The 21,150-nt window shown below is 60.2% G+C and carries 18 protein-coding genes; 12 read left to right on the top strand and 6 right to left on the bottom strand.

Going from position 1 to position 21,150, the window contains the following annotated elements; translation table 11 throughout:
* Nucleotides 1–32 precede the first annotated feature (32 nt).
* The gene (gene dnaN / locus HXS66_RS10450; protein ID WP_077379736.1) at nucleotides 33–1,136 is read right to left on the bottom strand and encodes a DNA polymerase III subunit beta; all 1,104 of its coding nucleotides are present in this window, start codon (nucleotides 1,134–1,136) and stop codon (nucleotides 33–35) included.
* Between the two features lie 148 nt (nucleotides 1,137–1,284).
* On the bottom strand, nucleotides 1,285–2,772 hold the full coding sequence (dnaA, locus tag HXS66_RS10445; RefSeq protein WP_077379738.1) for a chromosomal replication initiator protein DnaA: 1,488 nt from the start codon (nucleotides 2,770–2,772) through the stop codon (nucleotides 1,285–1,287).
* A gap of 841 nt (nucleotides 2,773–3,613) precedes the next feature.
* Here dnaA and rpmH point away from each other — a divergent pair.
* The 6 genes from rpmH (at nucleotide 3,614) to HXS66_RS10415 (ending at nucleotide 11,442) form a co-directional block, all read left to right on the top strand.
* Nucleotides 3,614–3,748 (top strand): 50S ribosomal protein L34, encoded by a 135-nt coding sequence (gene rpmH, locus HXS66_RS10440; protein ID WP_043331656.1) that lies wholly within the window; start codon nucleotides 3,614–3,616, stop codon nucleotides 3,746–3,748.
* Nucleotides 3,749–3,759: 11 nt separating this feature from the next.
* Nucleotides 3,760–4,149 (top strand): ribonuclease P protein component, encoded by a 390-nt coding sequence (rnpA, locus tag HXS66_RS10435; RefSeq protein ID WP_077379742.1) that lies wholly within the window; start codon nucleotides 3,760–3,762, stop codon nucleotides 4,147–4,149.
* Nucleotides 4,150–4,267: 118 nt separating this feature from the next.
* Nucleotides 4,268–5,932 (top strand): membrane protein insertase YidC, encoded by a 1,665-nt coding sequence (yidC, locus tag HXS66_RS10430; RefSeq protein WP_077379744.1) that lies wholly within the window; start codon nucleotides 4,268–4,270, stop codon nucleotides 5,930–5,932.
* Between the two features lie 215 nt (nucleotides 5,933–6,147).
* Complete coding sequence (gene mnmE, locus HXS66_RS10425; protein ID WP_176503510.1) at nucleotides 6,148–7,566, top strand: tRNA uridine-5-carboxymethylaminomethyl(34) synthesis GTPase MnmE; 1,419 nt, start codon at nucleotides 6,148–6,150, stop codon at nucleotides 7,564–7,566.
* A gap of 259 nt (nucleotides 7,567–7,825) precedes the next feature.
* Nucleotides 7,826–9,601, top strand: coding sequence for an ABC transporter ATP-binding protein (locus tag HXS66_RS10420; protein ID WP_255303205.1), 1,776 nt, complete (start codon nucleotides 7,826–7,828; stop codon nucleotides 9,599–9,601).
* Entirely contained in the window at nucleotides 9,598–11,442 is a 1,845-nt protein-coding gene (locus HXS66_RS10415; protein WP_255303204.1) for an ABC transporter ATP-binding protein, read from the top strand. Before HXS66_RS10420 ends, HXS66_RS10415 begins: the two co-directional genes overlap by 4 nt.
* A gap of 136 nt (nucleotides 11,443–11,578) precedes the next feature.
* Here HXS66_RS10415 and rlmJ read toward each other — a convergent pair whose 3' ends face one another.
* The 4 genes from rlmJ to rdgB form a co-directional block, all read right to left on the bottom strand.
* Nucleotides 11,579–13,213 carry a 23S rRNA (adenine(2030)-N(6))-methyltransferase RlmJ gene (gene rlmJ / locus HXS66_RS10410; protein ID WP_176503508.1) on the bottom strand — a complete coding sequence of 545 codons (1,635 nt, stop codon included), beginning with the start codon at nucleotides 13,211–13,213 and terminating at the stop codon, nucleotides 11,579–11,581.
* A gap of 240 nt (nucleotides 13,214–13,453) precedes the next feature.
* A complete protein-coding gene (locus HXS66_RS10405; protein WP_077379755.1) occupies nucleotides 13,454–14,116 on the bottom strand; it encodes an OmpA family protein in 663 nt (220 codons plus the stop codon).
* Nucleotides 14,117–14,200: 84 nt separating this feature from the next.
* Nucleotides 14,201–15,400 (bottom strand): radical SAM family heme chaperone HemW, encoded by a 1,200-nt coding sequence (hemW, locus tag HXS66_RS10400; RefSeq protein WP_176503507.1) that lies wholly within the window; start codon nucleotides 15,398–15,400, stop codon nucleotides 14,201–14,203.
* Nucleotides 15,400–16,020 (bottom strand): RdgB/HAM1 family non-canonical purine NTP pyrophosphatase, encoded by a 621-nt coding sequence (gene rdgB, locus HXS66_RS10395; RefSeq protein WP_077380010.1) that lies wholly within the window; start codon nucleotides 16,018–16,020, stop codon nucleotides 15,400–15,402. The genes hemW and rdgB overlap by 1 nt, the downstream gene beginning before the upstream one ends.
* 483 nt (nucleotides 16,021–16,503) lie before the next feature.
* Between rdgB and HXS66_RS10390 the strand changes: the two genes are divergently transcribed.
* From HXS66_RS10390 to HXS66_RS10365, 6 genes are all read left to right on the top strand, one after another.
* Complete coding sequence (locus HXS66_RS10390; protein WP_176503506.1) at nucleotides 16,504–17,154, top strand: LuxR C-terminal-related transcriptional regulator; 651 nt, start codon at nucleotides 16,504–16,506, stop codon at nucleotides 17,152–17,154.
* Nucleotides 17,155–17,736: 582 nt separating this feature from the next.
* A complete protein-coding gene (locus HXS66_RS10385) occupies nucleotides 17,737–18,420 on the top strand; it encodes a LuxR C-terminal-related transcriptional regulator (protein ID WP_176503505.1) in 684 nt (227 codons plus the stop codon).
* A gap of 11 nt (nucleotides 18,421–18,431) precedes the next feature.
* Nucleotides 18,432–18,935 carry a CsgE family curli-type amyloid fiber assembly protein gene (locus HXS66_RS17565; RefSeq protein ID WP_308478259.1) on the top strand — a complete coding sequence of 168 codons (504 nt, stop codon included), beginning with the start codon at nucleotides 18,432–18,434 and terminating at the stop codon, nucleotides 18,933–18,935.
* Between the two features lie 76 nt (nucleotides 18,936–19,011).
* Complete coding sequence (locus tag HXS66_RS10375) at nucleotides 19,012–19,425, top strand: curli assembly protein CsgF (protein ID WP_176503503.1); 414 nt, start codon at nucleotides 19,012–19,014, stop codon at nucleotides 19,423–19,425.
* A 27-nt stretch (nucleotides 19,426–19,452) separates the two neighbouring features.
* On the top strand, nucleotides 19,453–20,286 hold the full coding sequence (locus HXS66_RS10370; RefSeq protein ID WP_176503502.1) for a CsgG/HfaB family protein: 834 nt from the start codon (nucleotides 19,453–19,455) through the stop codon (nucleotides 20,284–20,286).
* Nucleotides 20,287–20,642: 356 nt separating this feature from the next.
* Nucleotides 20,643–21,131 (top strand): hypothetical protein, encoded by a 489-nt coding sequence (locus HXS66_RS10365; protein WP_176503501.1) that lies wholly within the window; start codon nucleotides 20,643–20,645, stop codon nucleotides 21,129–21,131.
* Nucleotides 21,132–21,150: the final 19 nt, after the last annotated feature.

Below are 21,150 nucleotides of genomic sequence, written 5' to 3'. Positions count from 1 at the left end.
TCAAGCACATGATTTTTAACGATTTTACACTATTACAGACGCATCGGCATGACTACGTAACGCGCATCACCGCCGCCCGGCTCTTCCAGCAGTGCAGAGCTGTTGGCATCGGAAAGCGTCAACTGGACACGATCCGAATCCAGCACGCCCAGAACGTCGATCAGGTAGCCGACATTGAAGCCGATCTCCAGACCACCGCCTTGATAATCCAGTGCGATGTTCTCTTCGGCTTCTTCCTGCTCCGGGTTGTTGGCCAGCACGCGCAGATTGCCGGCCTCCAGGTACAGGCGGACACCACGATACTTCTCGTTGGAAAGAATCGCGGTACGTGACAGTACCTGTCGCAGCTCGGCACGCTCCGCCACGATGACCTTGTCACCGCCACGCGGCACGACACGCTCGTAATCCGGGAACTTGCCGTCCACCAGCTTGGAAGTGAAGGTGAAGTCGCCGGTCTGCGCCCGGACGTGAGTCCCGCTGACGGTGAGCGTCAGCGGCTCATTGCTGCCGTCCAGCAGACGCGTCAGTTCCAGAATGCCCTTGCGGGGAATGATCAGCTTCTGGGACTCGGCAACACTGATGTCAGCGGCCTGCTCACATACCGCCAGGCGGTGTCCATCAGTGGCCACGGTGCGCACCAGATTGCTGGTCAGTTCCAGCAGCATGCCGTTGAGATAATAACGGACATCCTGCTGCGCCATGGCAAAGGAAGTGGCATCGATCAGATGCTTGAGCGTGCCGCGCGGCAGGCTGATGGTGATATCACCCTGACCATCATCGATGTTGGGGAATTCCGCGACCGGCAGCGTCGAGAGCGTGAAGCGTGAACGACCACTGCGCAGGATGGCACGGCCTTCCTCGAGCGCCAGGATGATCTCGCTGCCTTCCGGCAGCGACTTGCAGATATCCATCAACTTGCGCGCTGGTACCGTCGCGGAACCCGGCTCATCGACACGGCTGGGCTCGACACGCCCGATCAGCTCGACCTCCAGGTCGGTCCCCGTCAATGACAGTTGCTGATCAGATACCTCCAGCAACACGTTGGACAGCACCGGCAGGGTTTGACGACGCTCGACCACACCCGCCACCAGGGACAGCGGGCGCAGCAGGGCTTCACGCGAAATGGCAAATTTCATGGAGACTCCACTCTCTGGAAACGGGAGAAGTGCTTGCCGGTGACCAGCACACACTCATCAAATATTCCGGGCCGTCGCACGACAGGGCCCGGTGCACTAAGCGCCGGACAGGTTGACCTCACCCTCTCGGCGCTGCGTGGCAACTGAATCAGCTGGTCAGAAGACGCAGCAGATTCTTGTAGTCTTCGCGAATGTCGGCGTTCTCTTCGCGCAGTGAGGCCACCTTGCGGCAGGCATGCAGCACTGTCGTGTGGTCGCGTCCACCGAAGGCATCGCCGATTTCCGGCAAGCTGTGATTGGTCAGCTCCTTGGCAAGTGCCATGGCGACCTGACGCGGACGTGCCACCGAGCGCGAGCGACGCTTGGAATGCAGATCGGAAATCTTGATCTTGTAATACTCGGCCACGGTGCGCTGGATATTGTCCACACCCACCTGCTTGTCCTGCAATGCCAGCAGATCCTTCAGGGATTCACGGATGAAGTCCTGGTTGATCGCACGCCCCATGAAATGGGAGTCCGCGATGACCTTTTTCAGGGCACCCTCGAGCTCACGCACGTTGGAACGGATCTTCTGGGCAATGAAGAAGGCGGCATCATGAGGCAGGTCGACCTTCGCCTGGTCCGCCTTCTTCATCAGGATCGCGACACGAGTCTCAAGCTCCGGCGGCTCGATGGCCACTGTCAGCCCCCAACCGAAGCGGGACTTCAGGCGCTCTTCGACACCATTGATCTCCTTCGGATAGCGATCCGAGGTCAGGATCATCTGCTGCCCCCCTTCCAGCAAGGCATTGAAGGTATGGAAGAACTCTTCCTGAGAACGCTCCTTGCCGGCAAAGAACTGGATGTCATCGATCAACAGCGCATCCACCGAGCGGTAGAAACGCTTGAAGTCATTGATGGCATTGAGCTGCAGCGCCTTGACCATGTCAGCCACGAAGCGCTCGGAGTGCAGATAGACCACCTTGGCATTCTCGCCACCCTGCTTGGCCAGATGATTGCCCACCGCATGCATCAGGTGGGTCTTGCCCAGACCGACGCCACCATAGAGGAACAGCGGGTTGTAGGCGCCACCCGGGTTCTCGGAGACCTGACGGGAGGCGGCACGCGCCAGCTGGTTGGACTTGCCTTCGACGAAGGTTTCGAAGGTGAAGTTCGGATTCAAGCCACTGGAATGCTTGAGACTGCCTTCTACCTGCACCTGCCGCGCATTGCGACGCGGTGCCGCCTCCTGCGCACCGTCACCCGCCATCTCACGCTCTTCTGCGTAATTGCCACGCGGGGGCGTATGCACTGACGGCGCACGCGGGCTCGGCATCTGGCCGGGCGCAGGGGCCTGAGCGGACACCGATGAAGTCGATGCCCCCTCTGGCCGCGGATTGGAGACCGTGCGGCGGCTTCCCACGCTGAGCTCGACCTTGGGCGGCTTGCCCGGAGCAAGCTCACGCAGAAGCTCATGAATCCGCTTGAGGTACTTGTCATTGACCCAGTCGCGTACGAAGCGATTGGGGGCGAGCAGGCACAGCTCTCCGCCGTCACCTTCCTCAGCCTGCAAGGGACGAACCCAGGTGTTGAACTGCTGTGAATTCAGCTCGTCTTGCAGGGCGTCAAGACATTGTTGCCAAAGTGCGAGCGACACGCGACCTCACATCCAGTGATCAAAGGGGCGGCCATTGTATAGGCCAAGCCACGAGTTATCCACACGACATCGGCAGGGAAATCCACTGTGGACAACCTGGGTATCAAGATTCTTCTGCCATCTGGACATTCTGGGGAGTGATGGAGGCCATCTGGACCGCTGGGGATAAGGCGATACTTATGCACAGTGTCATGCACAGGCTGAACTCAGGTTCTTCACCCTTTATCATCAGGGATATCCTGAGGGCAGTAGATTGAACTTCTTCGACAAAAACAGGTTATCCACAGAATCTTCCCTCCTTTATAGTTACTGTATATTCAGAACTACCTTTCTGTAGCAATGATAGCGAGGGCCTTGCTCGGGAATGCGCTTTCCCTCTCGAGGAGGTGGCGACGCACGCACAGGCAAGGTTATCCACCGGTGCTTTCCTGCCGCGAATCTGTCATTTGCTGGTCGGGCAAGACAGCCCGGGAGGCAGGGGCTATCCCCCGAAAGAGCGGGACCCGATGCTCGAGTCGCCGCCCCCCCCCTTCGCAAGTCTTCCCCTCGGTCAGCATGAGGCGCAGTTTCTCCTCTCCTTTCTCGACAAAGATTTTTTTGGCCCTGCACACGTGCTCCGTGGCTGGCTCGATAGCCGTGAGAAACGCCAGCTGACGGGCGGCGTGGCACGAATCAGCAGTGAAATGTCGGGAAACGGCTGTGGACAACTTCTCACGCGACATTGCAAGCGACTTGCAGATTCACTAGAATCCCTGCCCCTGACCAATCTGCCCTGTCCTCATGTGGATACAGGGCAACATTCGTTGACCTTTTCCAAACAACCACGTGGGAAGAAGCAGCTATGAAACGCACATTTCAGCCGAGCGTCCTGAAGCGCAAGCGCACACACGGTTTCCGTGCTCGTATGGCGACCAAAGGTGGCCGTGAGGTCATCCAGCGTCGTCGTGCGAAAGGCCGTAAGCGTCTGAGCGCCTGATCGAGGCCCGGATGTCCCGTCAGGGATTTCCCCGGCAGCTTCGCTTGCTGACTGCCGGGGATTACCGGCACGTCTTCGATCACACCACCCTCAAGGTACACGGCAAGGGGCTTCTGGCTCTGGCGTGTCCGAACGACCTGGGACATGCCCGCCTGGGGTTGGTGTTCAGCAAGAAGAACGTGCGCCGTGCCGTAGATCGCAACCGCCTCAAACGTCTGACACGCGAATCCATTCGCCTCCGCCAGCATCGCCTTCCGGCCGTCGACATCGTCGTATTGGCCAAGCGAGGTGTGAACGAGCTGGACAACGAGACACTGCATCGCCAGCTTGACGGCATGTGGGCTCGTCTGGAGAAGGATGCCAGACGTCTGAAAGCGGCCAAGTCAACGCCACCTGCCTGACGCGACACCTCTCCGGTGCGTCCGGCATGTGGCGTTTTTTTCGTTATGCGCCCCACCGTTCGTACCCGGACTCATCTGACTCCCGCCAGATTGATTCACCCTCCACCGGGTATACACAATGGATGTCAAACGATTACTCCTCGTGATTCCGCTTGCGGTTGTCGCCTATCTGCTGGTCGTCCAGTGGAACAAGGATTACGACCAGCCCGCTGCAGAGACACAGGCTCCCCAGGTGGCCTCTCAGGCTGCCAACGCCACTGCCCAGGGCCTTGAGGCTCCGAGCAGCAGCAATGCTTCCAGCGGCGATACCGGTCTTGCAACGCCGGACAGTGCGACCAGTACTCCGAGCAACAGCCTGATCGAAGTCAAGAGCGACGTGCTGGACCTGCGTATCGACCCGCAGGGTGGCGACGTCGTCTATGCCGCCCTGCTCGAGCACAAGCAGAACAACACCTCTGAAGCCCCCTTCGTCCTGCTGTCTGACAATCAGTCACGCAGCTACGTGGCCAAGTCCGGCCTGCAGCTGGATGGTCACAAGGGACGTATCGCCTTCTCCGCCGATAGCAACAGCTACCTCATGGGCGAGAATGACGATAGCCTGCAGGTGGACCTGAAGGCCGACGTCAACGGCGTCGCGATCATCAAGCGCTTCACCGTCAGCAAGGACAGCTACCAGCTCAAGGTTGACTATCTGCTGGACAACCAGTCCCAGCAACCGGTCGGTGCACGCTTCATCGGTCAGCTGGCTCGCGACAACAGTGCCGATCCGTCCACCGGTGGCGGCATGGGCATGAAGTCCTATCTGGGTGCGGCCTTCTCGTCAGAAGAGAACCACTACCAGAAGGTGGATTTCGAAGATATCCAGGACGGCAGCTTCAAGAATGTCGACATCCAGGGTGGCTGGGTCTCCATGATCCAGCACTACTTCGTGTCTGCCTGGGTGCCGGCTGACAATCAGAAGAATCTGTACTACACCAGCGTCGACAAGCAGAACCGCAACGTGGCGGCCTTCGCCAGCCCGACCACCCAGGTCGCGGCCGGTCAGCAGGCTGAGCTCGGTGCCACCCTGTACGTCGGACCGAAGGATCAGGACCAGCTGGAAGCGACCGCGCCCTATCTGGAACTGGTGGTCGACTTCGGTTGGCTGTGGTTCCTGGCCAATCCGCTGTTCTGGCTGCTGGAGCACATCCACGCGCTGGTCGGCAACTGGGGTGCCTCCATCATCCTGCTGACCGTGCTGGTGAAGGTCGTGCTGTTCCCGCTCTCCGCGACCGCATACCGCTCGATGGCCAAGATGCGCAAGATGGGCCCCGAGATGCAGCGCATCAAGGAGAAGTACGGCAGCGACCGCCAGAAGGTCTCCCAGGAGATGATGAAGTTCTACCAGACGGAGAAGATCAATCCGCTGGGCGGCTGTCTGCCGATCGTGATCCAGATGCCGGTCTTCATCGCCCTTTACTGGATGCTGATGGAGTCCGTCGAACTGCGTCACGCGCCGTTCATGCTGTGGATTCAGGATCTTTCCGTGAAGGATCCGCTGTTCATCCTGCCCATCGTCATGGGTCTCACGATGTTCATCCAGCAGCTGCTGAACCCGACGCCTCCGGACCCCACCCAGGCGAAGATCATGAAGATGCTGCCCATCGTCTTCACCTTCTTCTTCCTGTGGTTCCCGGCTGGTCTGGTGCTGTACTGGATCGTCAACAACACGCTGTCGATCGCTCAGCAGTACGTCATCACCCGTCAGATCGAGAATGCCGAGCCGACCAAGAAAGGCGCATGATGCCTTTCAGGTTCGCCTGACATGACTCACCCACGACCCTCGCCTCTGGCGGGGGTCGTGGCGTTTCAGGCCTCTGTTTTCTCGAGCGATCGTGACCGCCCTGCTGCCAGCTGATGCTTCCGGACACACCCTCGCTTGCTGTCGCGGGGCGTCAGCCGCGACAATAGCGCCCATCCCCTACACCTTCATTCCGGCTTCGTGCCCGAGGTTTCTGCATGTCTACCGCCTACCAGCCTGACTCCATCGCGGCACTGGCCACTCCGCCCGGCCGTGGTGGCGTCGGCATCATCCGTGTCTCCGGGCCGGCCTGCCAGGCCATCGCCCAGGCCATGCTGGGCCAGTGCCCCCCGCCGCGTCATGCCCACTATGGCCCGTTCATGGGACTGGACACCCAGGGCAACCCCATCGCCCTCGACGAAGGCATCGCGCTCTACTTCAAGGGCCCGAATTCCTTCACCGGCGAGGATGTGCTGGAACTGCAGGGGCATGGTGGCCCGGTGATCATGGATCTGCTGCTGGAGCGCTGCGTGCAGCTGGGCGCACGCCTGGCACGCCCCGGTGAGTTCAGTGAGCGTGCCTTCCTGAACGACAAGCTGGATCTCGCCCAGGCCGAGGCCATCGCCGACCTGATCGATGCCAGCTCACGCGCGGCGGCCGAGAATGCGCTGCGTTCGCTCAAGGGCGAGTTCTCGACGCGTGTCAGTGCGCTGGTACAGCGCCTGATCGAGCTGCGCATCTACGTCGAGGCCGCCATCGATTTCCCGGAAGAGGAAATCGACTTCCTGGCCGACGGGCATGTCGCGGCGCGCCTCAATGAGGTCAAGGCCGAGCTGATGGGCGTGCGCGCCGCCGCCAACCAGGGTGCCCTGATGCGCGAGGGCATGACGGTGGTGATCGCCGGCCGCCCCAATGCCGGCAAGTCGAGCCTGCTCAATGCGCTGACTGAGCAGGACACCGCCATCGTCACCGACATCGAAGGCACCACGCGCGACGTGCTACGTGAGCACATCCACCTCGACGGCATGCCACTGCATGTCATCGATACCGCTGGCCTGCGAGATACCCCGGACGCCGTCGAGCGCATCGGCGTGCAGCGCGCCTGGGACGAGATCGAGAAGGCGGATCGCGTCCTGTTGCTGGTCGATGCCGCGACCACGTCAGCCACCGACCCGATGGAGATCTGGCCGGAATTCGTCGCACGCCTGCCGGATCCGTCACGCCTGACGCTGGTCCGCAACAAGATCGACACCAGCGGCGAGACGCCCGGGTTGACCAACGTCACTGCCATCGAGGATGGCGATGCCGAGCAGGCGCGTCATCAGGCCAGCGTGGTGCGCATCTCGGCGCGCGACAATCAGGGCCTGGATGCCTTGCGTGATCACCTCAAGGACATCATGGGCTTCACCGGCACGGCCGAAGGTCGCTTCAGCGCCCGCCGTCGTCACCTGGATGCGCTGGAGCGTGCCGGCGAGTCTCTCGACAACGGCGAGGCCCAGCTGCTTGGCGCCGCGGCGGGGGAGCTGCTGGCCGAAGACCTGCGTGCTGCCCAGATGGCGCTGTCCGAGATCACCGGTGAATTCTCGGCCGATGATCTGCTCGGGGAAATCTTCGGCAGCTTCTGCATCGGCAAGTGATCCCGCCGGACTGACCTTCTCCTCCCGAAAGCCTCCCGCCGCCAGCGCTTGCGTCTGGCGGACAGACTCTCGTTATACTGCCTCTGCCGAACATCTCCGAGTGGCGAAGATGGGCAGGGGCAGACAGGGAGTCGACATGGCGGGACGCGCAACATCGAAAAGGCCGCAGGATCCCCATCGCGAGTCCCGTGACTCCAGCACCTCACTCCCGCCGAACCCCGCCGCCGAGCTGAGCACAGGGCCTCTTCCCGAGGCCCCATTGCGACATCTGCTGCTCGATTTCTTCACCCGCCACTGGCCCCGCTACCTGCTGGCCATCGCGTTCCTGATCGGGGTCGCGGGGCTGAATCTGCTGCTGCCGTGGGCCATCGGCGCCACCATCGATGCCCTGCGTGATGGCAGTCTGGATCATGATGCCCTGCTGACCCGCCTGTGGTGGCTGGTGGCAGCGGGCCTCGCGCTCTACGCCCTGCGCTATGCCTGGCGCGTGGCGCTGTTCGGGACCGCCTATCGGCTGGGGACGGAGCAGCGTGATGCCTTTCACGCCAAGCTGACACGCCTGGACCCCGGCTTCTATCAGCGTCATCGCACCGGAGACCTGATGGCGCACGCCAGTCAGGACATCGATGCCGTGGAGATGGCCGCCGCAGAAGGTGTGCTGTCCAGCGTCGATGGCGCCATGACCTTCGTACTGGTGCTGGGCATCATGCTGTTCGCGATCGATGTGCCGCTGACATTGCTTGCCTTGCTGCCGTTCCCCTTCATGGCCTGGGCCTTTGCCCGAATCTCCCGACGTATCGGACTGCGTTTTCGCGAATCGCTGGAACGCTTCTCGGACCTCAACGACCAGACCCAGGAAGCCTTCGCCGGCATTCGCATGCTCAGGAGTCATGCGCTGCTCGATGACGAAGCCCGCGCCTTCTCGAAACGCGCCGCGGCCGCCGAACGCGTGGATTATCGCGTCCAGACACTCGAGGCCGCCTTCAGCCCCGTGGTGTTTCTCTCGCTCTCGATGGCCACCTTGTTGACGCTGGGCATCGGCAGCTGGCGCTATCTCCAGGAGGCCATCACGCTTGGACAACTGACCAGCTTCTCGCTCTATCTCGCCCAGTTGATCTGGCCGATGTTCGCGCTCGGCTGGTGCCTGAACATCCTGCAGCGTGGTGCGGCGGCCGCTCGTCGCCTGGCCATCTTCCATGCGGCCCCGGAAGCGCTGCAGGATACCGGCACACGGGATGAAGTAAGCGACCACTCACTCCGCCTTGAGATCAAGGAATTCCACTACCCCGGAAGCCAGCAGCGTGCTCTTGGACCGCTCTCGCTTGAGGTGGCGGCAGGGGAAAGCCTGGGAATCGTCGGTGCAACCGGCAGCGGCAAGTCCACGCTACTGCGCCTGCTGTCTCGCAGCTGGCCGCTGTCAGACGACCAGGGAACGCTGACACTGGGAGGTCACCCCGCAAGTGAGTACACACTTCGCGCATGGCGTGGCCAGTTCTCGCTCGTCCCGCAGGATCCCTTCCTGTTTGCGCTCTCGGTGGCCGACAATGTCGCCCTCGCGTGTCCCGAGGCCAGCCATGCGCGAATACACCAGGCGTTGAGCGCCGCCGCCTTCGACAATGATCTCGCGCGTCTTCCCGCCGGGCTCGATACCATGATCGGCGAGCGTGGCATCACGCTCTCCGGCGGCCAGCGTCAACGCTTGGCACTGGCGCGCAGTCTGCTCACCGAGGCTCCCATCCTACTGCTGGATGACACCCTGTCCGCCGTGGATCAGGTCACCGAGCGCACCCTGCTGACCACGCTGGCACGTCTGCAACACTCTGAGCGCCAGGGACGACAGCGCACGCTGATCATCAATAGTCATCGTCTGTCAGCCGTCCAGCGCTGTCAGCGCATTCTGGTCCTCGAGGACGGGCGCATTCTCGAACAGGGCAATCACCAGACGCTGCTCGAGGCACGTGGCGCCTACTGGCGACTCTGGCAGGCCCAGCAGGCAGACCGGGACAGCGATGCACCGCAGGGAGTGCGCTCATGAGTCACACGCAATCCGAGGCTCCCGTGGCATCACGCTTGCTCAGCCGTCGTCGCCTGATACTGCTGTGGCAACCGCTGAGGCAGCGCCTGGGGGATGTCCTGCGCGCGCTGTCGATCCTGATCGTTGCCACGGCGCTGGACGTCCTCGGCCCGTGGCTGACACAGCGTTACCTGGATGAGCACCTGATTCCCGGCAATCTGGCCCCCGAGGCGCTGGCAGGGCTGATGGGTCTGTACCTGATCACCCAGGGTGGGGCTGCCGCCGGGCGCTATCTGCAGCAACTGCGCTTCGCACGCCTGGCACTCGCCAGCGTGCGCGATCTGCGTGAGCGAGTCTTCACTCACCTGCTCCATCAGCCACTGACGACATTGGACACTCTGGCGGCCGGTGAACTGGTGGCACGCGTGACCAACGATACCGAGTCCCTGAAGGAGCTGTATGTCGGAGTACTGGCCACGCTGGTCGGCAACGTGGTGCTGCTGATTGGCATACTGTCCGCCATGGCGTTGATGGATGGCACCCTCGCGCTCATCGCGATGGCACTGATTCCGCTTTCCGTCGGCTTGATCTGGCTCTATCAGCGTTTCTCCGGTCGTGCTGCCAGTGAAGTACGCCGACTGCGCGCCTTTCAGAATGCACGTATCGCCGAGGCGATCGGCGGGATGAGTGTCCTGCAGGCCAGCCACCAGACGACGCGCTTCGGCGAGCGCTATCATCGCCTCAATCTCGCGCAATATTCAGCGCGCATGCGCACGGTACGCGTCTCGGGCCTGTTGCTGCGTTCCGCCATCGACCTGATGGCCATGCTGATCACGCTGACACTGGTCGCGGTCTTCGGGCTGCGTGAACTGGGCGGAGGCGCTGAGCTGGGCGTGCTGTATGCCTTCATCGCCTGGCTGGGGCGCATCAGCGAACCGCTGATCGAGATTACCCAACGCCTGCAGGTCTTCCAGTCAGCGCTGGTAGCCGCTGGACGTCTGGAAGAAGTGCTGGAGACTCCACGGGAAGGGGAAGCGCCGGGGACGATGACGGAGTCCGGGGCAAAGGCTGCCCCCTCCTCCACGCCGGCATCAGCACGAGCGAGTGAGACAGATGCCATCACGACGTTGGCGAGTGGTCACTATCAGCTCGAGCATCTGAATCACTGGCACCAGGGAGCAGAAACCCCTGCGCTGGATGGCATCACGCTCACGATCGAAAGTGGTGAATTTCTGGGGGTCGTCGGCCCGACCGGCAGTGGCAAGTCCACACTGCTCGACCTGCTCAGTGGTCAGCGCCCGGCTCACCGCGAGCAACTCCGGCTGGATGGACGGCCACTGGGAGAGTGGTCAGCACACCAACGCGCAGCGGCCATCGCCATCGTTCCCCAGGAGCCCTTCATCCGTGCCACGACATTGCGCGACAACCTGCTGCTGGGACGCGAGATCAGCGATTCACGGCTGGACATGGTGCTGGACAAGGCACACCTGACGCCGCTGATCCGCGGACTGCCGGAGGGCCTCGACACGCTGCTGGGCGAGCGAGGCCTGAGCCTTTCCACCGGGGAGCGGCAGTTGCTGGCGCTCGGCCGTGCTCTGGTGGCCACCCCACGCGTCCTGCTGCTGGATGAGGCCACCGCCAGCATCGACAGCCATACCGAGGCGCTGCTGCAGCAGGCGCTGCAGGAGTTGCGCGGCGAGGTGACCCTGATCGTGGTGGCACATCGTCTGGCCACGGTGCGGGACGCAGATCGATTGCTGGTGCTGGAACAGGGGCGCGTCACGCAGCTGGGGTCACACGAAGAATTGATGACGACGCCCGGCCTCTACCAGCGCCTCTGGCAGGAAGATATTCCCCACTGACGCGAGGCGTCGCCTTGATCATTCATGTGAACATGAACTGGATCACGCAAGACGCCCCCACAGGCGAAGCCTGTGGGGGCGTCTATTCTGCGAAGCCTGAGTGGCAGGCTTCCGCCTTCAGCTCTCACGCCGGCCTTCAGGGCTTGCGCGGACCGCGCGGCTTGCTGCCCTGCCCCTTGTCGGGGCTTCCCTTGGTCGCCTTGCCCTTCATGGCATTGTGTTCCTGCTTCTCACGCAGGGCACGCGCCTCACGGGCATCCAGCGGCTTGCCGACGTCGCTGGTGTCTTCAGGACGCTGCCTGGAGGCATACTTCCTGGGCAACTTGGTGGTGCTGGAAGAATTGACCTGACCATCGCGGCCAATCGCCGGCGTACTGCGCTTGCTGACGCGAGTGGAGCCTTCACGGCGCCCCTTGCCCGGCATGCTGGAAGACCAGTCGCTCCAGCTGGCAGAATCCTTGCCTGCAGCCTTGCCCGCCATCTCGCCCTTGCCACGCGGTTGTGCCGGCTCGGGGCGTGACGTCGACTTGCGCTCGGCGGGCTTTTCGCTGACCCGCTTCTCACTGGGGGCGGAATGCCCATGCAGCTGGTCCTTGATCTGCGCCTTGATGCTGGTCTTCGGCTTGGCCGTCGCGGAATGACGCTTGCCCCTAGCCTTGGGCGTCGCGCTGTCATTGCGGACGCGCGGCTTGGCCCAGCCTTCTCCGCGCTTGAGCTTCTCACGCTTGGGCTTGGCCTGGGTCACTTCCACGTCGGCGTCGCGCTTGACCTTCTGGTTGAGTTTGCGCAGCGCCAGCAGCCGCTCGCGCGGCATCGGCTTGGGTTCGCTGCGCGCTCGTGCGACCTCTTCCGACAACCACCACAGGCCCTTGTGCTCGACGGCAACGGACTGCGGAGCCGGCAATGCGCCCTTGAGCACCTCGACCACCTCCTGCATGGCAGCAGAGAACTGACGATCGAACTGCCACGGAGGATTGATCACCAGCATGCCAGAGCCATACATGCCGTGATCGCCCTCGGGCGAGTCAATCACCAGCTCGCTGCGCCACATCGGCGCGGGCGACTGCTTCTTGAGGCGCTCGAGCAGGTCATGCTGACGACCGGCCGGCAGCAGCGGGTACCAGATCATGATGGTGGCATGGCGAGACTTGCGCAGCGTCTCGACCACGACATCCGCCACATCACGGTAATCGTTCTTGAGCTCGTAACTGGGGTCGATCAGCACCGCGACACGCGGCGTGGTGACCGGCACTGCTGCCAACAGGCCAGACAGCCCGTCCTGCTGGCGGCGCATCACCTTGCCAAGACTGTCACGCTGCACCGGCGCCTGGTCGAAGTGGTAGATCTCACCCGGATGCAGTTCATACGCGAGCAGCCTGTCCCCCTGACGCAACGCCTGGCTCAACCACCAGGGCGAACCGGGATAGACGCTCAACGTGGACGGCGCTCCCTTGCCACTCTCGGGCTGCATGTCGGCCAGCCTGGCCAACCAGCGTGCCAGTGGCTTGTCCGTTGCACCTGGGGCAGGTTCGCCCGCGTCCGTCAGCCAGCGATCGCGCACCTGCCACACTGGCAACACGCCCTGCTCATACTCGCGCAATTGCTCTGTTTCACGTGCCGCCAGGGGATACCAGCCGCGTCCGGCATGGGTATCGATGAACGTAACAGGCGACTCTTTACGTAATAGATGCTCGGCGAGCGTATTGGCCAGCAGGTGTTTGTGGAGATCGGCGAAGTTGCCGGCGTGATAGGCGTGCTGATAGGCGAGCAAATGCGCCTCCTTGATACGGCGATGTCAGCGGCATGATGCCGGCTGGACAGAAATCTGGGGGCGGTGGCTTCAGCCAAAGTGACCGATGGATGAAGACCGCTGAAGGGGCTGAAGGATAGCAGAGATGGTCACTTGTCACCCCAAAAGCCGTCCTTCACAGACGACAAGGCCCACGCCGAAGCGCAGGCCTTGTCTGAAACATCGATGCGACCCGCTGCCGTCAGGACAGCTGGCTGAGACTCAGCTTTCCAGCGGAGTCAGAGTGATCTCGACGCGACGGTTCTGTGCACGACCGGACTGGGTATCATTCGATGCCACCGGGCTGGCTTCGCCATAACCACGCATGTTCAGACGATTGAAGGCGATGCCACCACTGGCCAGATAGTTGCCGACCGCCTGGGCACGCAGCTCGGACAGATTCTGGTTGTAGTTGCTGGCACCGGTAGAATCGGTATAGCCCGCGATGTTGACGCGAGTCTCGTCATATTCCTTGAGGACCGTGATCACACCATCCATGACCGGCTGAATCTGGCCGGACAGAGTGCTGGAATCGGAACCGAAGGTGACGTTGGACGGCATGTTGAGGATGATCTGATCGCCGACACGGGTCACGCTGACGCCGGTGCCCTGCAGCTGATCACGCAGCTTGGCTTCCTGGACATCCATGTAATACCCGATGCCACCACCGGCTGCCGCGCCGGCTGCCGCGCCGATCAGCGCCTTGTCGAGACGATGGTTGCCACTCTTGGTCGCCCCGGCGATGGCACCAACGACAGCCCCGATACCGGCACCCTTGGCCGTACTGGAGGTCTGCTGCTCATTGGTATACGGGTTGGTCGTGGTGCAACCCGCCATCGCGACGGCAGCTGCCAGCGGCAGGGCCAGGAGTACGGACTTCTTCATGGTAACGCTCCCTATCTTCACTCTCATGGATGGCAAGACGACATCGGCGTAGTGCCACATTCTGGTGTGATCATGCCTGATCGTTCAGGTGTCGAACATGGCCAGCAGGTCATTGAGGAACAATAAGCCCTGCGGCGAGGCACGCAACAGCGCGTCATCCTCAACGATAAGCCCGCGCGCGCGCGCCAGACTCAGCCCCGGCTCCAAGGCCTCGCGCTCAAGCCCGGTCGTGCGGCGCATCTCCTCGAAGCTGACGCCATCCGTCAGACGCAGCGCATTCATCATGAACTCGAGTGCCAGCTCTTCCGGGGCGATCTCCTGCTGACCGGCAATGAAGCCACGCGGGTCCTGCATGCGACGCAGATAGGCCTGGGGCTGCCGGCTCTTCCAGCGTCGCTGGAGCTGCAGCTCGCCAGTGAAGTTCCCGCTGCTGTCCGTCTTCGCCAGCGTCAGCTTGCCGTGCGCGCCCGCACCGATGCCGAGATAATCTCCGAATTTCCAGTAGTTCAGGTTGTGGCGTGCCCCTCGCCCCTCAAGGGCGTAGGCGGAAATTTCATAGCGACGGAATCCGCCGCTTTCCAGCATCTCGTGACCATGATCCTGAATGTCCCACAGCAGATCATCTTCCGGCAGCACCGGGGGGCGCGAGTAGAACTCGGTATTGGGCTCCAGCGTCAGTTGATACCACGAGAGATGAGTGGGCTTGAGCGCCAGTGCGCGCTGGATGTCATCCAGCGCCGTTTCCAATGTCTGTCCCGGCAGGCCATGCATCAGGTCGATGTTGAAGTTGTCGAAACCGGCGGCACGTGCGCTGGCAACCGCTCGTTCGGCCTCCTGTGCGGAGTGGATACGCCCCAGTACGCTGAGCTGTTCCGACTGGAAGGTCTGTACCCCGATGGACAGCCGATTGATGCCGGCAGCGCGATAGGCAGCGAAGCGGCCTTGTTCCAGCGTGCCGGGATTGGCCTCCAGCGTGATCTCGCATCCCTCGGACAGTGCCACGCGCTCGCGAATGCCATCGAACAGCCGCTGGTAGGCCTGCCCGCTCAGCAGGCTCGGGGTCCCGCCACCGATGAAGATGCTTTGCAGTTCACGCTCAGGCTGCCCCTGGAGGCATTGGAGATCCTGGTCCAGATCCGCCAGCAGTGCCGTGATGTACTCCACCTCCGGCAGATGGGCATCGCGGCCCACACCATGGGAATTGAAATCACAGTAAGGGCATTTGCGCACGCACCACGGCACATGAATATAGAGGGATAACGGCGGCAACGACTCGACGGACATCAAGCGCTCTCACTTGCAGCGGTCAATGCTTGAAGCAGCTGCTGCATGGCACGGCCCCGGTGACTGAGTCGATTCTTGGTGGATGCCTCAAGCTGTGCCGCACTCATGCCCTGCTCTGGCAACCAGAAGAGGGGGTCATAGCCGAAACCGCCATCACCACTCGGAGCGGTCAGCACCCGGCCCTCCCAGCTGGCCTGCACGATGATGGGGACAGGGTCTGCCGCATGCCGAAGGTAGACCAGCACACACCAGTAGCGCGCCGTACGCGCCTCCTCCGGCACACCTTCCAGCGCTGACAGCAAGGCCGCATTGTTGTCCTGATCTCCCTGGCCTTGCTGACGACGCGAGGCGAAACGTGCCGAGTAGATACCGGGCTCGCCGTCCAGCGCATCGACCTCGATCCCCGAATCATCGGCCAGTGCCGGAAGACCGGTGATGGCGGCGGCATGACGCGCCTTGATCAAGGCATTCTCGACGAAGGTCAACCCGGTCTCTTCGGCATCACTGACACCCAACTGGCTCTGAGGAATCGGGGCAATACCCAGTGGAGCCAGCAAGCGAGCGAATTCCCGCAGCTTGCCAGCATTGCCACTGGCCAGCACAAGTGATGAGGCAGACATGAACATCTCCGGGGGTGGTGTCAGAAGAAACGTGCGACCCTGCGAGAACATCATGAAAACAGGCAGAGGGTACAAGACACATTCTATCGTGTGAGTCCGATAGGTACACGCGGGGCAGCTTTCATTCTGACTGAGCAAACTGGTATTGAAGCCTCACGAAAATCACCCGGCTCACTTGAGCTCGTCTGCCCCCGGATGCTCGATGGCTTACCAATCTCCACTCATCCCAACACGGGATTTCACTATGCCTGTTACCCACCAAGACTGACACCTACCCAGGGCTCCTCCCAACCCACTGATCCCAAAGGGCTAATTCAAAGAATAACAAGAAGAGGTTCTTATGCCATCTGGCACTATCCAAGGACGGCATTGCCTCATCACGCTTGTCTAGACTGAGAGTGATGACTCGCTGACCTGGCAAGCACTACATCCTTCGGTCTGTCACCGTTCCATCAGGTTCTGACACCACGGCAGGAGTGCCCCATGCAAACGACCAAAGTCCTGTTCGTGACCGCCTTGTCTCCACAGACTGAGCTGTTTGTCGATTATCTGCATGAACAGCTTCAATGCTCCGTGGAAGCCTGCGACAGGGAGGCCGACACGCCTGCCACGCCGAATCTGGTGCTGATCGACAGCGCACAATGCGACCTGGCGAAGATGACCCACTGGAGCTCGCTTTCCAGGTCAGCCGCATTCAATGTCGAGCATGAGGACGCTGCCATCGCCCTGCTTTTGCATGTTCCCTTGAACGGCATCTTCTACCGACATGATAATCTTTCTCAGATAAGTCAGGGTATAAAGGCGATGCTGGACGAGGAGATATGGTTATCGCGAAAATTGATGCAATCGCTGATTCGTCATTATCGTCAACAACAACAGATCGCCTTCCAACCTGTCATGGGATTGACGCAAAGGGAACTGGAAATATTATCCCTGATCGCCACTCGACAGAGTAATGTCGATATTGCTCAACGTTTGAACCTCAGTCAGCACACGGTAAAGTCTCATTTATATAATATCTTTCGTAAAATCAGGGTTCACAACCGGCATCAGGCCATCGAGTGGGCGCACGAGCATCTCAATCTCTACCTCCCGCAGCACGCCCCCCATCGAACACCGAACCCGGAAACCTGAAATTCGGGGCGATCTGATACGAGCGACTGGCGTAGGCCAGACCGACGCATCACACAGGGACTACCAGCACTCCTGCAGGGCTCTTGCAGGTAGTAAGCACTCCATTCGAGTGATCTAGTTCTGAAATCCTGGCAGAGTGCGTCGCTTTCCAGTCACGGCCGCACCCTTCAGTTACAAAAAGACAAGACCTATTACACAACGATATGAAAGCGATGCACGAAGGTACCAGACTTATGGTACCTTCACGGTAGCAAGTGACCTCATCCCGAAGACGCAATGGTCTGGTTTTTACTGTACTCACCAGGATGAAGGCTAAATGACAGACAACTCTGTCGAGGATTAGGTACTGTTTTCGTTGTTATTTTCCAGCTTCTGCCAAGGAAAAATTAGCAATAACAAATCTAACAGATTAGCAAGTTATGACCTTAGGTTGCCTTATCATGCCTGTCAGGCAACTATAAGGGGGTGCCCGATGCGTAATGCCCGACGCAGAGGAGTGCCACTCGTCACAGCAACATCTCCAACCACTTTCGCAATGGCTCCGCTAAGAAAATCGGTAAGACAACTCAGAGGTCTCGCACCATGATTACAGGGAATGCAATGGTGCTGCTGGTGACTGACTGCAATCCGCAGTCAGCGCTGTTCATGGATTACATTCGCCAGCAGCTTGAGTGTCAGGTGGCTTCCGCAAGCCCCGACGAGGATTACACCCCAGGGCAGGCAGACAGGACGATCGTGCTTCTCGATACCGACCACGTCGACGAGACCACGATGCAACGCTGGGATGCTGATGCCAGTCAGGATGCCAGTGCCGAGCTGGCAGCGATCAACATCAGTGATGAGGAAGAGGCCGCAAGCCTGCTGGTCAGCACGCACCTGCAAGGTGTCTTCTATCGTCAGGACAGTCTGTCGCTGATCAGCAAGGGAATCGCGAAATTGCTGGAAGGCGACATGTGGATGTCCCGCCCGCTGATGACTCGCTTGTTGGACTTCTATCGTCGTCAGCAGCTGAACGCCTATCGCCCCGTCTGCGGTCTGACGCAACGCGAAGTAGAGATCATCGGCCTGCTGGGCACGGGAGCCTCCAATACCGAGATAGCAGACCAGCTGTTCGTCAGCGAACATACGGTCAAGTCACACCTCTACAACATCTTCCGCAAGATCAAGGTGCACAATCGCATCCAGGCCATGAACTGGGCTCGCCAGAACCTTGCCATGCCAGTGTCACGCACACCGCGTATCGCTAGACGAGTGCAGATGTCGTGAGCCTCGGAGGCATGGTTGCCCACCATGCCTTCGCATGGGGACTGGCACTTTCCTTGATATCGCATGCCTTCGCGCAATCAGCGCCGGAGGCGGTGAAATCAGAAGTCTCGGTTGCCAGCGAAGGCAGCGAGGCTCGGTCGGATGGCCACGATGGGGTCGCCATCCAGCGGCCTCGCGCCAGACTCAGTGATGGCCTGAACGGAGTGATGATAGATCGCACCATGACGATGATCGGCAAGACCTTCTATCGTCAATTCAGCCAGCAACGCCTTGATAGTCCAGCCCTGAGAAACACCTCTCTGAGTATCCACGAGCGCCCTTCGGCACGCTGGGGCAGCCTCATCTGGATTACCCAAGGCAACAACGTTCTGTATGAGGCGACGCTCCCTCCACGCCTGAATGACGTGGATATGTACGCCAGCGCCGCTGTATCAAGCGTCTCCGATCAGTTCCTGCGTCGCAAGGTGCTGGAAGCTCTCCGCGATGACCCAGATATGGCCGGTGACGAATTCTGATGTACTGAAGACCGACATAATAAATGGGCTCCAGACACGGAGGCCCTGACAATACGCAAGGGAACAGGGGAACATCATGAAGCATCAGACACTCGCGGTGTCGTTGCTGTTATCGGCGATGCCGCTATATGCCGGTGAGCTCATCTATCAGCCCATCAACCCGAGCTTTGGTGGCAACCCTCTCAATGGCAGCTACCTGCTTGGCAAGGCCCAGGCCCAGGACACTCACGAGGATCCTGATGCCTACTCATTCGATAGCCTCTCCGATACCGAACTCTTCATCAATGACCTGCGTAATAGCTTGGTCTCTGATGCCATTACCGATGCAGTAGAAGCTACAGAACCCGGCCGTTCCAGCGTGATTGACAGTGCGCAGCTGCGCATTGAAGTGGTCAGCAACGGTAATGGCGGTTTCTCCATGCAGGTGCTTGACCGCGCCACAGGTGAAACCACCGTCATCAACCTCGGTACATCAGGTAATTCATTCTGACCCGCTACTGATGAAGGGTTTCGTACAATGAAGATACTCACTCCCATGCTCGCCATTGCCAGCCTGGCGCTTGCTGGCTGTGCACCGATGGTCACCAATACCAATGGGCTTGAAGGGGTTCCAAGCACCTTGATGCCAAGAACCGCCACCTATCAGGACTTGATCAGCCTGCCGCCACCAGCCGGACGTATTCCGGTCGCCATCTATGATTTCCGTGACCAGACAGGCCAGTACCGACCGGCACCGGCCAGTACTTTCTCCACGGCAGTGACCCAGGGAGGGGCGGCCATGCTAAGTGCCGCTCTCTCCGACTCCGGCTGGTTCATTCCTCTGGAGCGTGTCGGCCTGCAGAACCTGCTCACGGAACGCAAGATCATCCGGGCCAATCTGGAGAGAAACGGCCAGGGGGATATTGAGGCATTGCAGGCAGCCAATCTGCTTTTCGAAGGCGGAATCATCGCTTTCGACTCCAACGTAAGAACAGGAGGGGCGGGAGCGGAATACTTCGGTATCGGGGCATCGGGTCAGTATCAGGTCGACCAGGTGACCGTGAATCTGCGCGCAGTGGATATCACCACCGGCCAGGTCATCGCCAACGTCAATACCAGCAAGACGATCTACTCTCGCGAGCTTCGAGCGGGCGTCTATCGCTTCATCGATTTCAGTCGATTGCTGGAAATGGAGGCGGGATATACTAGCAATGAACCTGTGCAGATGGCGGTCATGTCCGCCATCGAATCTGCCGTGATTCACTTGATTGCGCAAGGCGTCGAACGCCAGCTCTGGGTACTCCAGGACCCGGACAGCCTTCAGACATCAGAACTGATGGATTACCTGCAAGCCCCGACCCCGATGTTATAGGGCCATCCCACATTCAAGGCCTCACAGAGAGCATCGTGCTATTCACGGTGTTTATTTATCAATCAAAAGGCAGCCACCTCGCAAGAGGTGGCTGCCTTTTTCTTACCGGCACAATATACAAGAAAAAATTAAAATAGCGAAACATGAAACATCATGTGCCTCATACCATCAACAGTAATACCTCCCTGAACGATACTGAATATCTGACCATTCTTTATCGTGACTCACCGCTATTGTGCAAGGCATAAAGAGTAGCAATCTCTAGCCCTCATAAACCCGAAAAGGACTGATGGCGATGGCCTCTATAAAGACCAATAGTTAGTGTACTTAGACGGTCACCTGGATGGACTCACGCCATGGCTTCGGCAAAGCATCAACAAATAAGAATGCTACAGGCCTGCCTTTTCTGTTCATTACTGACACTCAACTCGTGGGTATTAGCCTATGACTTGGCGACCACGTCAGAATTGAAAAGCAGTCATTCAGTGGCAGTCATCGAGCAATCTGGCGCGTACAACTCAGCGATGATCGCTCAGCGTGGCAATGGCAACTTCTCATTGATTGGCCAGGATGGGGCCCTGAATGAGGCGGGCGTAGACCAATATGGCAATGGAAACATGGCATACACACTGCAAGAGGGTGCCTTGCATGAAGCCAACATCCTTCAGCAAGGCCAGTATCATGATGCGCTGATCATTCAGCAAGGCGTTGGGCAAAGTGCCAGCATCCAGCAGACTGGCATTGGGGGGAGCGCCACGCTTCTACAGCAGGGTAGTAGTCAAATACCCGCAAGCATCACCCAATACGCACGTGGTCATATGCGTGTCCAGGTCATACAGCAGTGATATTTACCACAATGGCTCG

Origin of the sequence: Cobetia sp. 5-11-6-3 (assembly GCF_013374055.1) — a bacterium.
GTDB classification, from domain to species: Bacteria; Pseudomonadota; Gammaproteobacteria; order Pseudomonadales; family Halomonadaceae; genus Cobetia; species Cobetia marina.
This window is presented reverse-complemented; position numbering and strand designations above follow the sequence as displayed.

Coding starts and splice junctions, on each gene's coding strand:
- dnaN (WP_077379736.1), bottom strand. CDS start 1,136: ATGAAATTTGCCATTTCGCGTGAAGCCCTGCTGCGCCCGCTGTCCCTG.
- rpmH (WP_043331656.1), top strand. CDS start 3,614: ATGAAACGCACATTTCAGCCGAGCGTCCTGAAGCGCAAGCGCACACAC.
- rnpA (WP_077379742.1), top strand. CDS start 3,760: ATGTCCCGTCAGGGATTTCCCCGGCAGCTTCGCTTGCTGACTGCCGGG.
- yidC (WP_077379744.1), top strand. CDS start 4,268: ATGGATGTCAAACGATTACTCCTCGTGATTCCGCTTGCGGTTGTCGCC.
- mnmE (WP_176503510.1), top strand. CDS start 6,148: ATGTCTACCGCCTACCAGCCTGACTCCATCGCGGCACTGGCCACTCCG.
- HXS66_RS10415 (WP_255303204.1), top strand. CDS start 9,598: ATGAGTCACACGCAATCCGAGGCTCCCGTGGCATCACGCTTGCTCAGC.
- HXS66_RS10405 (WP_077379755.1), bottom strand. CDS start 14,116: ATGAAGAAGTCCGTACTCCTGGCCCTGCCGCTGGCAGCTGCCGTCGCG.
- hemW (WP_176503507.1), bottom strand. CDS start 15,400: ATGTCCGTCGAGTCGTTGCCGCCGTTATCCCTCTATATTCATGTGCCG.
- rdgB (WP_077380010.1), bottom strand. CDS start 16,020: ATGTCTGCCTCATCACTTGTGCTGGCCAGTGGCAATGCTGGCAAGCTG.
- HXS66_RS10390 (WP_176503506.1), top strand. CDS start 16,504: ATGCAAACGACCAAAGTCCTGTTCGTGACCGCCTTGTCTCCACAGACT.
- HXS66_RS10385 (WP_176503505.1), top strand. CDS start 17,737: ATGATTACAGGGAATGCAATGGTGCTGCTGGTGACTGACTGCAATCCG.
- HXS66_RS17565 (WP_308478259.1), top strand. CDS start 18,432: ATGGTTGCCCACCATGCCTTCGCATGGGGACTGGCACTTTCCTTGATA.
- HXS66_RS10375 (WP_176503503.1), top strand. CDS start 19,012: ATGAAGCATCAGACACTCGCGGTGTCGTTGCTGTTATCGGCGATGCCG.
- HXS66_RS10370 (WP_176503502.1), top strand. CDS start 19,453: ATGAAGATACTCACTCCCATGCTCGCCATTGCCAGCCTGGCGCTTGCT.
- HXS66_RS10365 (WP_176503501.1), top strand. CDS start 20,643: ATGGCTTCGGCAAAGCATCAACAAATAAGAATGCTACAGGCCTGCCTT.